The organism is Mucilaginibacter sp. P1_D10 (assembly GCF_056406215.1).
Genome location: NZ_JBFUAP010000004.1, coordinates 64,794 through 79,188 on the forward strand (window position 1 = coordinate 64,794; position 14,395 = coordinate 79,188).

Annotated in this window: 11 protein-coding genes; 6 read left to right on the top strand and 5 right to left on the bottom strand. The window is 47.8% G+C overall.

Annotated elements, in window-relative coordinates:
• Positions 1 to 139 precede the first annotated feature (139 nt).
• Entirely contained in the window at positions 140 to 2,965 is a 2,826-nt protein-coding gene (locus tag AC1DYT_RS07055) for a TolB family protein (protein ID WP_477468932.1), read from the top strand.
• Between the two features lie 153 nt (positions 2,966 to 3,118).
• Here AC1DYT_RS07055 and AC1DYT_RS07060 read toward each other — a convergent pair whose 3' ends face one another.
• From AC1DYT_RS07060 to AC1DYT_RS07080, 5 genes are all read right to left on the bottom strand, one after another.
• Positions 3,119 to 4,330 carry a serine hydrolase domain-containing protein gene (locus AC1DYT_RS07060; protein WP_477468933.1) on the bottom strand — a complete coding sequence of 404 codons (1,212 nt, stop codon included), beginning with the start codon at positions 4,328 to 4,330 and terminating at the stop codon, positions 3,119 to 3,121.
• Positions 4,331 to 4,458: 128 nt separating this feature from the next.
• On the bottom strand, positions 4,459 to 4,908 hold the full coding sequence (locus AC1DYT_RS07065) for a hypothetical protein (protein ID WP_477468934.1): 450 nt from the start codon (positions 4,906 to 4,908) through the stop codon (positions 4,459 to 4,461).
• A 7-nt stretch (positions 4,909 to 4,915) separates the two neighbouring features.
• Entirely contained in the window at positions 4,916 to 5,659 is a 744-nt protein-coding gene (locus tag AC1DYT_RS07070) for a copper homeostasis protein CutC (RefSeq protein ID WP_477468935.1), read from the bottom strand.
• Positions 5,660 to 5,773: 114 nt separating this feature from the next.
• Positions 5,774 to 6,808: a glycosylasparaginase gene (locus tag AC1DYT_RS07075; RefSeq protein ID WP_477468936.1), complete on the bottom strand. Its 1,035-nt coding sequence runs from the start codon at positions 6,806 to 6,808 to the stop codon at positions 5,774 to 5,776.
• 397 nt (positions 6,809 to 7,205) lie between these two features.
• Entirely contained in the window at positions 7,206 to 7,448 is a 243-nt protein-coding gene (locus AC1DYT_RS07080; protein ID WP_477468937.1) for a putative signal transducing protein, read from the bottom strand.
• 53 nt (positions 7,449 to 7,501) lie between these two features.
• Between AC1DYT_RS07080 and AC1DYT_RS07085 the strand changes: the two genes are divergently transcribed.
• The 5 genes from AC1DYT_RS07085 (at position 7,502) to AC1DYT_RS07105 (ending at position 14,375) form a co-directional block, all read left to right on the top strand.
• Entirely contained in the window at positions 7,502 to 8,443 is a 942-nt protein-coding gene (locus AC1DYT_RS07085) for a helix-turn-helix transcriptional regulator (protein ID WP_477468938.1), read from the top strand.
• A 258-nt stretch (positions 8,444 to 8,701) separates the two neighbouring features.
• Complete coding sequence (locus AC1DYT_RS07090; protein ID WP_477468939.1) at positions 8,702 to 9,163, top strand: GyrI-like domain-containing protein; 462 nt, start codon at positions 8,702 to 8,704, stop codon at positions 9,161 to 9,163.
• A gap of 239 nt (positions 9,164 to 9,402) precedes the next feature.
• Positions 9,403 to 11,721 (top strand): PSD1 and planctomycete cytochrome C domain-containing protein, encoded by a 2,319-nt coding sequence (locus AC1DYT_RS07095; protein ID WP_477468940.1) that lies wholly within the window; start codon positions 9,403 to 9,405, stop codon positions 11,719 to 11,721.
• Position 11,722: 1 nt separating this feature from the next.
• The gene (locus AC1DYT_RS07100) at positions 11,723 to 13,180 is read left to right on the top strand and encodes a DUF1501 domain-containing protein (protein ID WP_477468941.1); all 1,458 of its coding nucleotides are present in this window, start codon (positions 11,723 to 11,725) and stop codon (positions 13,178 to 13,180) included.
• Positions 13,181 to 13,349: 169 nt separating this feature from the next.
• Positions 13,350 to 14,375 (top strand): NHL repeat-containing protein, encoded by a 1,026-nt coding sequence (locus AC1DYT_RS07105; protein WP_477468942.1) that lies wholly within the window; start codon positions 13,350 to 13,352, stop codon positions 14,373 to 14,375.
• Positions 14,376 to 14,395: the final 20 nt, after the last annotated feature.

Here is a 14,395-nt window from a genome sequence, read left to right on the forward strand (position 1 = left end):
CGACCTGCTTGCCGATGATTGCCGCGTCGCCCTACTCTCAGGGCCGCCCTTCGCTCCTCGCAAGGACGATGTGACGAGCTTTGTCAAAAAAAGCTTCTCCTAACATCGGCATCACACAATTTTTCCTACTTTCACCCCAATGATAAACCGCTTCTGCCAAACCCTTCTACTGTTGCTCATTACTGCTACTTCCGCAATGGCTCAGCAGTTCGGCGGCAACCCGCCATCTATCAAATGGAAGCAGGTAAACACCCCGGCAACAAAAGTAATCTTCCCCGAGGGGATGGATTCGGCAGCTATGCAGGTGGCTAATATCATCCAATACATTAACCCGCAGATAAAACGAAGCATAGGTTATAAGCAAAAGCAAGTAAGCATCGTTCTGCAAAACCAAACAACTATATCAAACGCATACGTTGGCTTAGCGCCTTTCCGTAGCGAGTTTTATTTGATGCCTTCGCAGAACAGCTTTGAGATCGGTAGTTTGTACTGGCCGGGGCAATTGGCCATCCACGAATTCAGGCATGTGCAGCAATACAACAATTTCAATGTGGGGCTTTCACATGCGCTGCGCGTAGTTTTCGGCGAGGGCGGGCAGGCGCTGGGTAACGACCTTTCTATCCCCAACTGGTTCTTTGAAGGCGATGCTGTTTACAACGAAACGCTGGTGAGCAAACAGGGCAGGGGCAGGTTGCCGTATTTTTATAACGGCTTCCGTGCGCTATGGGCAGCCGGAAAAGATTATAGCTGGATGAAACTGCGCAACGGATCCTACGTGGATTTCGTGCCCGACCATTACCCCCTAGGCTATATGATGGTAGCCTATGGCCGCGAAACGTACGGCAGCGATTTCTGGGGAAAGGTTACGCATGATGCAGCGGCTTTTAAAACCGGTTTTTATCCATTTCAGAATGCGATAAAAAAATACTCGGGGAAAAACTATAAGGTCTTCAGGGATAGCGCGTTTGTGCATTTCAGAAAGCAGTTTACTAACGACCAAATAATAGATGACAACCCGCGCGGACATTTTGTTGCGCATGAGGAATACCCCAGCTACATCAACGATAGCACGCTTATTTATTTAAAAACAACTTACAATCACATCCCCGAATTTGTGATACGAAGTAAGGATAAAGATCGCGCTCTTGTTGTGCAGGATATTACTACGGATAATTATTTTACTTACCACAACGGTAAAGTGGTTTATGCCGCATACCGCCCCGATCTGCGCTGGGGGTATCGCAATTACAATGAACTGGTGGTGCTGGATATCAATACAGGCAAAGAACGCCGTATTACCCGCAAAACCAAGTATTTTTCGCCGGCGTTTAGTGATGATGGTAAAACAATAGTAGCAGTAGATGTAGAGCCGACGGGGAAGAGCACCCTGCACTTATTGGACGCCGGAGACGGTAAATTGCTTACGGCTGTTCCAAATCTTGATAACCTGTTTTACACTTACCCTAAATTTTATGGCGATGATAAGATAATAACTGCTGTGCGTAACCAAAAAGGGCAGATGGCGCTGGCATCGGTTGACATAAAAACCGGAGCGGTTAAATATTTTACCCCGTTGAGTTTTGAGCCTATTGGGTTTATTGCGGTGAGTAACGACAGGGTTATTTTCAGTAAAACAAGTGGGGCATATGATAAACTGTTCGTGCTCTCGCTAAAAACCGGCAAGGTATTTTTGAAGGATACAAGCGAAGGGAATATGAGTGCGGTAATAGGCTCATACCAACCGACTGTAACTAATTCTAAGGTGGCGTGGGTAGGTTTCACTCCCTATGGTTACAATATTCTGGAGGGCACCTGGTCGGAAAATGACCTCAATGAAACGCCGTTGAGCGAGGCGGAACCCTTATCCAATATTGGCATCAGCAAATTAAGCCAGGATTCCGCCGCCAACCTCCTTACGTCCGTGCCCAATACGCCGCTTACCGTTACCAGATACAGCAAGGCGCACGGACTGTTCAATTTCCACAGTATCTTCCCTAATCTCAACGACCCAAATTACTCGCTGGAGCTGGCGGGAGAGAATGTGCTGAATACTTTCCAATCGCGCCTCTCCTTTAATTATAACCGCGATGAGGGGTATAAACGCATTGGCTACACCGGCATTTACGGTGCGCTGTTCCCATACATCTCGGCGGGTGCCAATTATACCTTCGACAGGCGGGGCTTCTACAAAGGCAATAAAATCTATTTCAATGAAACCGACCTGCATGCCGGACTGGAAGTGCCGCTCGATTTCACGGCCGGCAAAACATCCACTTTCCTGGATTTCGGCAGCGATGTGTATTACAGCCAGCGTCGTTTCCAGGAAGCGTTCCGCAGCCAGTTTGCCGACAGGCACTACACTTACCTCAATAACTACATCAGCTTCAGTAACCAAATACAGCAGGCCAAACAACAAATAAACCCTCGGCTGGCGCAAAGCATCAGCCTGAATTATAAAACCGCCATTGCGGGCCTCAGTGCCACACAATTTTTGGGCACAGGTTCACTTTATTTCCCCGGTTTCTCTGTAAACCATAGCCTGGTTATCAGCGGCGCTTATCAGCAAAAGGGAAAGGATAACAGCATCGGCTTCTCAAATGATTTCCCTTTCTCCAAAGGTTATACCGCCGAAAGTTTGGATAAGATGCAGAAGTACGGCCTGAGCTATCATTTCCCGATAGCCTACCCGGATGCGGGTTTCGGCAACCTGGCTTACCTGCTGCGCGTACGCGGCTACCTGTTTTACGACCACACCCACGCCACCGACGGCAGCTTCCTGCTCAACGGTAAACCTTTCAACGCCAATTTCCGCTCGGCCGGGGCAGCCTTGTTTTTCGATGGGAAGATATTCAACCAGGCAGCCATCTCCTTCGGCATACGGTACAGTTATTTGCTGGATGATGACTTGTTTGGTGGAAACGGCAAAAACAGGATAGAACTGGTATTGCCGGTAAGTATATTTTAGGGAGTCGCCGCATCGTCCTTGCGAGCGATAGCGTGGCAATCATCGGCAAGTAGGTGCACTAAGCAGAGCGGATTTGCTAAGCGGCTCTGCTTTCCGAGGATTGCCCACTACCAAATCTGAAGTAAGCAAGTGTGCTCCTTTCTGCACCTTAGTTTAATTGGCGTTCGCCACAGCCTCGGTCAATAGTTTGATGATGGGTTGTTTATCAGGCAAAAAAGTATTGCAAATAAATAAGCCGCCCTTGCCGGTAGTTGGGTTGAAAAAAAGGTAGGTGCTTACGCCGGGGTCGTCGCCATCTATGCCGATGGTGCCATCGCTGAACAGGTTCCAAAAAAGCCCCTTATTACGATTAGCCATATTTATTTTGCCGGGCGCATGGGCCTTGTCGAACTGCGGTTTGAAGATTTCTTTGAAAAGGCCTGCTTTTACCAATTTCGATTGCCCGTTATAACCGTTTATCATAGCTATCAGGTATTTGCTGAGGTCACTGGCTGAAGTCCTTAGCCCGCCATCGGGATAAGTAAGCAGTTGATATAGCGGTATTTTTAGCCCGCTATAGTACAAGCCGGCGTGCTGTTTTATATCGATTGTGTTGAGGAACCAGCCCGAGCTTTTCATTTTCAACGGATGGAGGATATACTTGTTAGCAAAGTCCGCATAACTCATACCCGATTTGATTTCGATAAGATAAGCAGCCAAAGCCGAGCCGATATTGCTGTAATCGTAATTCTTGCCTGCGCCATCCGGGTCGAAGTTTTGTTTGCCGTAGTACTTGCCTTTATCGCACAGGTAATTATAAAAAAAGCTCTTCATAGAGGAGTCTTTTACAGATGAGTTATACCCTAAGGACCGCAGCGCCTGCATCACCTTTGGGTTTGCCTGAAGTGTATCACTGCCGAACCTGTACGAAGCAGGGTAGATGGCCGGGTTATCCAGGATGCCCGAAGTATGCGTGGTTAATTGCCTAACCATTATTTTTTCGGACGGGTGGTTTGGGTTTGATACCTTGAAAGGAAGCAGATCATTAATGTCCGTATCCAGCGTAAAATATTTTAGTTCTACCGCCTTCATGATAGCCAAAGCAATAAAACTCTTACTTACCGACCCGATATTCTGGATGGTGTTTGCGTTGTAAGGCTGTTTCGCTTCCACATCAGCATAGCCCCATGCTCCTTTATAAATAACCTGTTTTTGATTTACCAACACAACCGCCAGCCCCGGAATGTTGTTCTTCTTTGCAACACTGTCTAACTGAAAGCTGAGCGATTCGAATTTAGATTGGGCATTGGATTGCTGAACCGTGATTAATGAAAATGTGAATGCTACCGCTGCACATACAATGGCTTTCTTTATTGGTTTAGGCATTTTTAACTTGTTAGATGTATAAGAAAAAACTGGCCGAAATTAACCATTGCTACCGCAATAATACTTTTTACAAGCTCCGGGCCGGTTATTGGTATAGGCAATTAATTAATTAATTAATAATAGTTGGGCTACAATTTCTTTGAGGTATTTTTTGCTTGTTTTAAATACTTTTGCACAGTATCAAATAACTCGCGGTTGTCGGCAAATAGCCACGAAATGCTTATATCTAAGGTTTTACCATCACCTGCCATTTTAAATGAAAGATTGGTGCTGAACCTTCTATACCTCCATGATATTTCTGTTACATCCCGCCAGTATATAACCGTGTCTGTAACGTCATATTCGAGTTTTTGGTCGTCAAGCCTAAGTGCTACTTCGTTTCTCAGGGCGGGGATGAGGCATTTCATGCAGAAATAAATTAAAAACGATATAAGAGCTATTTCTACGGCACCAATATAAAGGATGGATTCAATCTTATCAAAATCGATGGCGAACGCAAAGATTATAATAGCAAAAAACGTAAGAACTGCTCCACTCCATCCTACTAATTTGCTGTAGGTAAATTCCTCGGTTCCCATTTTTGATTTAGCTATTTGCTGCCGCGATAATGGCTTTCACCACTTCAACCCCGGTAACATCAATACCATATTCGTCTTTAAGGCCGTTGCTAAGCAGGATATGGTCGTTTTGGTATTCCATCTTACCGGGGATGCTGATGCGGGCCGAGCTGTGCACTTCGGTAACTTTGGTAAAGTGAACCAAATCGCCAACATTATTTGGGTTAACCCCGCTTCCGGCCATAATGGCTATGCGGCCCGCCGCTTTCTCTACCAGATGGTTTAACGTATTGGCGCCCTCCATGGCAGTGCTTTTGCCGCCTGAGGTGAGGATACGGTCGCAACCCAGTTCTATTATGTCTTCCAGCGACTGATAAAGATCCGCACACATATCGAAAGCCCGATGGAACGTTACGCCCAGCCCGAATTGCTTGGCCATCCGCACCAGTTCCAGGCAGCGCGGTTTATCAATGGTGCCATCGGCGTTCATGATGCCAATCACGATGCCGTCGGCTCCTGCTTCTATGCAGTTGCGCACATCAGCTTTTATTACCTCGTATTCCAGGTCGGAGTACAGGAAATCGCCGCTGCGGGGGCGTATCAGCACAAAAAGTTGGATATGTAAAAGTTTTCGGGCCAACAGCAACTGCCCGTACGATGGGGTAGTGCCGCCTTCAGCAAGGTTCTCGCAAAGCTCCACCCGCACTGCACCACCCTCCTGGGCCGCCAATGCCGATGTTACCGAATTGGAGCAAACTTCAAGTTGGATCATAGTTAATGGTTCATGGTTCATAGCTACGTTAGTAGGTAATGGCCCGTAGTTCATCGTAGCTTAGCAAAGGTAAAACTTCGGCTATGAACTATCAACTATGATCCATGAACCAAATCACTTCTTCTCGTCCGTATAAAAACTTTTGCCGGGGATGAGCAAATCTTGTTTATCGGCGTTGCATACCGCGAAAGAGAAGCCCTCCTGTATAGCATATGCGCCGTACTCGCCTTTTTTATTGATGGCCAAAAAGCCAACCTGTATTTTCTTGGCAGTCTCTGGTTTTTTACGGATGATGCGATTCACAGCCTCCTTGCAAGCATCCTCGGGCGACAGGCCCTGGCGCATCAGTTCTACCACCAGAAAGCTGCCCACGTTGCGTATTACTTCCTCGCCAACGCCGGTTGATGTCGCGCCGCCCACTTCGTTATCTACATATAAGCCTGCACCTATGATGGGGCTGTCGCCTACGCGGCCGTGCAGTTTAAAAGCCATGCCGCTGGTGGTGCAGGCCCCGCTGATGTTTCCTTTGGCATCTAAAGCCAGCATACCGATGGTATCGTGATTGTATTTGCCGCCGGGGCGGCGCGAGCCGTTTTCTATGTTTATCTGGGGTGAATACTCGGCCTTTACCAGCCATTTCTTCCATTCTTTTTCAGATTCGGGGGTGAGGAGTTTCTCGCGTTTGAAGCCTTGTTCTACCGCAAACTGACTTGCGCCATCGCCAACCAGCATTACGTGGGGAGTTTTTTCCATCACCAAACGCGCTACCGAAATAGGATGGGCGATATCCTCCATGGCGGCCACCGAACCGCAGTTGCCGAATTCGTCCATAATGCAGGCATCTAAAGTAACGTACCCGTCACGGTCGGGGTAACCGGCGCGGCCCACGGTGTGGTTTTTCATGTCGGCCTCGGGTATTTTTACGCCCGCTTCTACGGCATCAAGCGCCCGGCCGCCCGCTGCAAGGGTTTTCCAGGCTTCTTTGTTAGCCGCGATACCAAAATCCCAGGTAGAAATTACAACAGGAAAGCCACCGCCTGCGGCTTCGCTTGCCTTATTAATTGCGGGCTTTGCTAAACTGTATTGAGATATAGCTGCTAATGAAGCACTTGCGGCGGTTGCTTTAATGAATTTACGGCGATCAATCATAAGGCTAATATATAATAAACAGGTAAAAATACCTGCTTTTGTATCGGTTTTGATACAGAAGTCAGGTTTATGTCACTACCTTTTGAGGCTTGGGGTTCAAAGCCTAACCTAAAAGTCGGGAAAGCAAACCGCCAAAAGTGTTCATTAAGTGTTCACGCGGCGCAGTGTGAACACCGTGAACACTGTTAATGTGTTCCTAATCAGTTGTTTGAAAATTTCAAAATGGTGTCAAAATGGTGTCACCACCAGTGTTGTTGCTGAGTGTTATATTTGCGCAAAAAACCATTGCATCCAATATCACTTTCTGTCCATGGGGAATAAGGTTTTTAATACAATCTCTTTAAGCTTAAGCTTCTGGTCTTCAATTTTCAGTCTTTTAAACATCTGACTTTTCAACTTACTCCTCCAATTCATTATCCTCCGCCAGTATCTCGCGGGCACGTTCCAGATCGCGCTCGAATATCTTTATCTTGATGCCGCCGGTTGCCTGGTTATAAAATGGCTGGGCTGCCAGAATGTTCTCATTGGCAATAAAGCAGGAGATGCCGCTGTCTTCCAGTCGTGTTTGGATGATGTGGGCCAGCATGGGGTCGTAATAGCTCTCGAAAGTGATAATTTTATCGTTGTCGTTTGCGCTCATAATTATTAAACTCTGTTCGGCGCAAATTAGTTTAATTTTGTTTATTTTGAGGTATGAACCGCATCGACCGCATCTCCGCAATACTCATCCAACTGCAATCGCGCAGGGTGGTGAAGGCTAGTGATATTGCCGAACGGTTCGGCATCAGCCTGCGTACGGTTTACCGTGATGTGCGCTCGTTGGAAGAAGCCGGCATCCCGGTTATCGGCGAGGCCGGAGTAGGATATTCCCTGGTAGATGGTTACCGCCTGCCGCCCATTATGTTTACCCGCGAGGAAGCCACCGCTTTTCTGACGGCCGAAAAATTTGTGGAGAAGATGACCGATGCTTCAACCGCAGCGCAGCATAAATCGGCCATGTACAAGGTGCGGGCCATCCTCAAAACAGCAGAGAAAGACCTGTTGGAAAGCATGGATGCCAGCATAGAAGTACTTAAAAGCCAAACCCAACGGCGCATCAACAATAACGACCACCTACAGCCCATCCTTGGCGCTATTGCCAATAAGAAGGTGCTTTACATAGATTATATGGCCGGCTACAGCCAGGAGAAAACCAAGCGCGAGGTGGAACCGGTAGGTATATTTTACCTGAACGGTTATTGGCACCTTATTGCCTTTTGCCGTATGCGGCAGGATTACCGCGACTTTCGTGCAGACCGTATCCGTTCCCTGGCCGAAACCGAACACACCTTTGAGGGCAAGCATCCCACGCTAAAAAGCTATATCGCTCAAACAGCCTCAGAACACAGGCTGGAAACTATCGTAATGCGGGTAGACAATGAAATGGTGCGATACCTGTCTGATCAGAAATACTACAACGGCTTCGTGTCTGAAGTTCAGCTGGAGAACCAGGTGGAGATGACCTTCCTCACCATGTCGGTAGAGGGTTTCGTACGCTGGTTTATGACCTACGGCGACCAGTCCGAAATCGTGAGCCCGGATTTCGTGAAGGCCAGGATAAAGGCGATAGCAGCTGAAATAGTAGCACGGAATTGAATTTATTATGCCGTATGCGTTTTTTATGAACCTACGTTCTGGACTATCACCGCATGGGAATCGGATGCGGCAATGAAGGTTTCAGAGGCATCGGGGCGCATGAAAAAGTGATGCGCACCCCAAACTGGTGCTACGAAGCCCGAGTTTAGGAATGTACCTCCGCATGTTAAATATTTAAATAGATTATTAATATAAATGATATAATAATCTGTTAATTAGTGTAATTATAAATCAATATAACAAATAGTGATATAGCAAATGGACTTTAAAACAATAGAATTACCCATGTTTTTCGTATCTGGCATCTCCGTGCGTACTATTAATAAAGCGGGCCGTGCCGATAAAGATATTGGTAGCCTTTGGCAGCGCTTTACCCAGGAGAACCTGGCCGATAAACTGGAAGACAAGGAAGGCAGCGAACTCTATTGTGTATATACCGATTATGAATCGGATCATACCGATTACTATACCGCAATTCTCGGTTGCAAAGTGAGCTCCATCGAATACCTGCCCGAGGGATTTACAGGCAAAGCTATTGCGCCGGGCAAGTACAACGTTTACACGCCAGAAGGAAAATTCCCGGCAAACATCGCTGCCACCTGGCAGCACATTTGGGCCGCTGCGGAAGGCCGCATCTACACTGCCGATTTTGATGTTTACGATGTGGCCGGTAAAAGTTTTGAGGACATCCAGTCGAGGGTTTACGTGGCGGTAGATTAACAAAAAACGGCACCGCCTTATTTTTCGGAACCGTCGTAAGCCAAGCGCAGTATTTCCGGGTCGAATTTCTTTAGCTCATCTGGTAGCCTTTCGCCAGCCGGGTAAATTGCCATGTTATCCATTGTCTCCAAAGTAAAACTTTAATTACGTTGTTTAATGATTGATTTTTTAGGTCGAAAATGTTTTGGTTTTCGCTACATTTGATGAACGACCCCGATTGTAAAACCAACATTAAACTGATGTTTCCAAGATTGAATCACGCATGGCTTTTGATAGCCGGTTGCATTTTGTGTGCGTTGCAAGCCTGCAATTCAGCAGGACAAGTGGATGATGAGCAGGTACCCGATACAATCAGTTATAATTTTAACATCCGCCCGATACTTTCTGATAAATGTTTTAAATGCCATGGCCCAGATGCCGGGCATCGCGAAGCTGATTTGCGGCTGGATATTCCGGAGATAGCCTACGCTGCGCTTAAAGATAATCCAACTGCGCATGCATTGGTTCCCGGTGATCCTTCTTTATCTGAAGTTTACCGCCGCATAACTACTAAGGATACAGCGGAACAAATGCCGCCGGCATCTTCTAACCTGAAGAAACTGACGCCGTTTGAAACAGACCTTATAAAAGCCTGGATAAAGCAGGGCGCCAAATATGAAAAGCATTGGGCCTTTGTTGCCCCGCGCTTGCATCCTGTGCCGGAAGTTAAAAACACTGCCTGGGTAAAAAACCCGATTGATAATTTTGTGCTTCAAAAAATGGAGCAGAAAGGTTTTGAGCCCAACGCCGAAGCCGATAAAGAACGTCTGTTGAAAAGGCTGTCGCTTGATTTGACAGGATTGCCACCTACCCTGAAAATGATGGATGATTTTTTGGCCGACAAAAGCCCCGATGCTTATCAAAAAATGGTTGATCGCTTAATGGCCGCCCCGCAGTACGGAGAAAAAATGGCTTTGCATTGGCTGGACGTTTCGCGTTATGCCGATTCACATGGATACCAGGACGATAACTACCGTACCCAGTGGCCATGGCGCGATTGGGTAATACATGCCTTTAACGAGAATTTGCCTTACGATAAATTTATTACCTGGCAGTTGGCCGGCGACCAAATACCCAATGCAACTAAAGAACAGTTGCTGGCGACCGGCTTTAACCGAAACCACAAAATTACCGAAGAGGGCGGTGTAATTGACGAAGAATACCGCGTAAGCTACGTAACCGACCGCACCAACACGTTTGGCAAGGCCTTGCTTGGCGTAACCCTGGAGTGCGCCCACTGCCACGACCATAAGTACGACCCCTTTTCTCAGAAAGAATATTACCAGGTGTTCGCCTTTTTCAATAGCGTAAAAGAGGCAGGGCTGCAATCTACGGTGGGTGGCCCCGAAACCTACGCCAAGCGCCCCATGATGCAAATAAGTAACCAGGATGTAAAAGATGTGCTGAAATTCATCAACAAGCAGGATACTGATAAACTCATCGTATCCATTATGGCCGACAGCGAATACGTGCGCCCGACGTACATCCTGAAACGGGGGAATTACGATGCACATGGCGACCAGGTTGCGGCCGGCACGCCCAAATCGATACTGCCATTTACCGCGAATTATCCAAAAAACAGGCTGGGCTTATCTGAATGGCTTTTCAACAAAAACAACCCGCTTACTGCAAGAGTGTTTGTAAACCAGGTTTGGCAGGAGTTTTTCGGCAAGGGCATTGTAAAAAGCTCGGGCGATTTTGGCATGCAGGGCGATTTGCCTACGCATCCTGAGTTATTGGACTGGCTTGCTGTAGATTTTATGAATCACGGCTGGGATATGAAACGGTTGGTGAAACAAGTGGTAATGTCGGCCACGTACCGGCAATCGGCAGTGGTTAGCCCCGATAAACTTAAAGCAGACCCCGATAATATTTACCTCGCACGTGGCCCGCGTAACCGTTTACCTGCCGAGTTTGTGCGCGATTTGGTTTTAGCAAGCAGTGGGTTGCTAAACCCTAAAATAGGTGGCCCAAGCGTAAATCCCTACCAGCCACCCGGCCTTTGGGAAAATGCAACATCGGGCAGGGGGCAATTGGCCACTTATAAGCAAGTGCACGGCCCCGACTTGTACCGCAGGGGAATGTACACGCTCATTAAGCGTACGGTGCCGCCGGCTTCGCTGGCGATATTTGATGCCAGCAACCGCGATCAGTGCGAGGTGAAACGCCTGCGTACCAATACGCCGCTGCAGGCACTGGTGATGCTGAACGACCCGACAGTGCTGGAAAGTGCAAGGGTATTGGCAGCCAAATTATTGCAGGATAATAGTCAATCAAAGGATAACATCATCAAGGCATTCCGGCTCATTATGTGCCGGCATCCTCAGGATAAAGAACTGGCGATATTGACGGCGTACTACAATGAGGAATTAAAGAGCATGACCAAAGCCGATGCCGACAAATTATTGAAAGTAGGCGAGTACCCCGTACCGGCCAATGCAGACAAGGTGAAACTGGCGGCCATGATGAAAGTGGTTGACGCAATGTATAATTTGGAAGAAGCGATAACAAAAACCTGATATGGAAAAAGACTTTTTAGAAAGCAGGCTAAATATCAACCGGCGCAGGTTCCTTTCGAGGTTGAGCCTGGGTATCGGCAGCGCGGCGCTGGGTTCGTTGCTGATCCCCGATCTGTTTAGCGGAAAGGGCGACGAGGCCGAGGCGGACTTTATTGCGGGTATCCCCAACTTTGCGCCAAAGGCCAAAAGGGTGATTTACCTGTTTCAGGATGGTGCGCCATCGCAACTGGAATCTTTCGATTACAAACCCAAGCTGCGCCAGATGATGGGGCAGGAGCTGCCACCGTCCGTACGCGGTAACCAAATATTGACGGGGATGACCGCTAAGCAGGCATCATTTCCGTTGGTGGGGTCTTTTTACGATTTTAAGCAATACGGCGAATCGCGGGCGTGGATAAGCGACCTGTTTCCGCATATTGGCAAAATAGCCGACGATATCTGCATCATCCGCTCAATGAACACTGATGCCATTAATCACGACCCAGCGCTTACTTTTTTCCAAACGGGGGCACAGCAGGGTAACCGCCCAAGTATGGGCTCCTGGGTGAGTTATGGGCTCGGCAGCGAGAATAAGAACCTGCCGGCCTTTACGGTGCTGCTTTCTAAAGGCAAGGGCAATGGGCAGGGTGTTTACTCCAAATTGTGGAGCAATGGTTTTTTAGACTCCATTCACCAGGGCGTACAGTTTAGCAGCGGCGAGGACCCAATCCTTTACCTCAACGATCCCGAAGGTTTGAACCGCCACGAACGCCGTAAAATGCTGGATAATTTGGCTGCGTTGAACGATATTAACTACAAAGAATTTGGTGATCCTGAGATAAATACCAAGATACAGCAATACGAAATGGCCTACCGGATGCAAACTGCGGTGCCGGAGATAATGGATGTATCGAAAGAATCGGACGATATCGTAAAAATGTATGGTCCGGAGTGTTTGGTCCCTGGCACCTACGCGGCCAATTGTTTATTAGCAAGGAAGCTGTCTGAAAACGGCGTTCGCTTTGTGCAGCTTTACCACCAGGGGTGGGATCAGCACAATAACCTGCCACAGGAAATGGCCGGGCAGGCCAAGGATGTTGACCAGGCTTCCGCAGCGTTAGTTACAGACCTTAAACAACGCGGCCTGCTTGACGAAACCCTGGTAATATGGGGCGGCGAGTTTGGGCGAACCAATTATAGCCAGGGCAAGCTGGATGTGGCCAATTACGGTCGCGACCATCACCCGCGCTGTTTTAGCGTTTGGATGGCCGGCGGTGGCATTAAGCCGGGGATAACGTACGGCGAATCGGACGAGTTTGGGTACAATATTGTAAAAGACCCCGTACATGTGCATGATTTCCATGCAACTATCCTCAACCAGTTAGGCATCGACCATAAAAAACTAACCTTTAAAAGCCAGGGTAGAAGATACAGGTTAACCGATGTTGCGGGTAACGTGGTGAAGGGGATAATAACGTAGCAACACACTCGCCACTGCGTCATTGCGAGGCACGAAGCAATCTCTACGCAGGCAGGGCCGCTATGCAAGTCTGCTCTGCTTACCGATGGTTGCCGCGCTTCGCTCGCAATGACGCGGTGGAGCGTACATCGGTAAAAAAAATCAGTGTAATCGGTGAAAACCAAATAATATGGAAAGAAAAGAATTTATAAAGCGTTCTGCGGTGCTATCGGCGGGGCTTATCATTACTAAAAACCTGTTTGCTAAAACTGATGGGCCAATCTACGGTCACGGCAACATGCGTTACCGCTTGGATAAGGATTGGAGCAAGGCCGATTCGCAGAAGAACCCGGTGAACGATTGCCACGAAATGGTTCAAGACAGTAAGGGACGTATTTTGCTGCTCACCAATGAGACGAAAAACAATGTGCTTATCTACAATAAATCGGGCAAGCTGCTGACTACCTGGGGGCACGATTTCCCCGGAGCGCACGGATTGACTTTGTTTAACGAGAACGGTACCGAATTTTTGTTTATCACCGATACCGCAAAACACCAGGTTTATAAAACCACGCTGGATGGCAAACTATTGCTGACCATTGATGTGCCGATGGAAACCGGCGTTTACAAAAAAGCCGAAGAGTTTGTACCTACAGAAACCGCCATAGATACCAACGGCGATATTTACATTGCCGATGGCTACGGTGCACAATACATCACCCATTATGATAAGGATGGCAAGTTGAAAGGCTTTTTCGGTGGTAAGGGCGAGGGCGACGAGCACTTGGATAATGCCCACGGAATCGTTATCGACAGACGTAAGGGGGTGCCAACTTTGCTCATAACAGATCGTACGCGCAACTGCTTCAAGCGGTTTAGTATGGATGGCAAACTGCTGGAAATTACCAAACTTCCCGGTGCCTGTGTATGTCGCCCCGTTATTAAAGGCGATCATTTGTATGCCGCCGTACTTCGCTCGCCCGATTTGGGTAAAGAGAACTCCGGCTTTACCACCATCCTCGATAAAAACAATAAAGTAGTGTCTAACCTTGGCGGTACCGAACCGGTTTACATAGATGGCGTACTGCAACCCATGGCTCAAGCCGAAAAAATCTTTCTGAACCCACATGATGTATGCGTGGATAACGACGAGAACCTGTATGTGGCGCAATGGGCATCGGGAAAGGTTTACCCTTATAAATTTACACGCGTTTAAATCCTTGCAGCACCACTTTT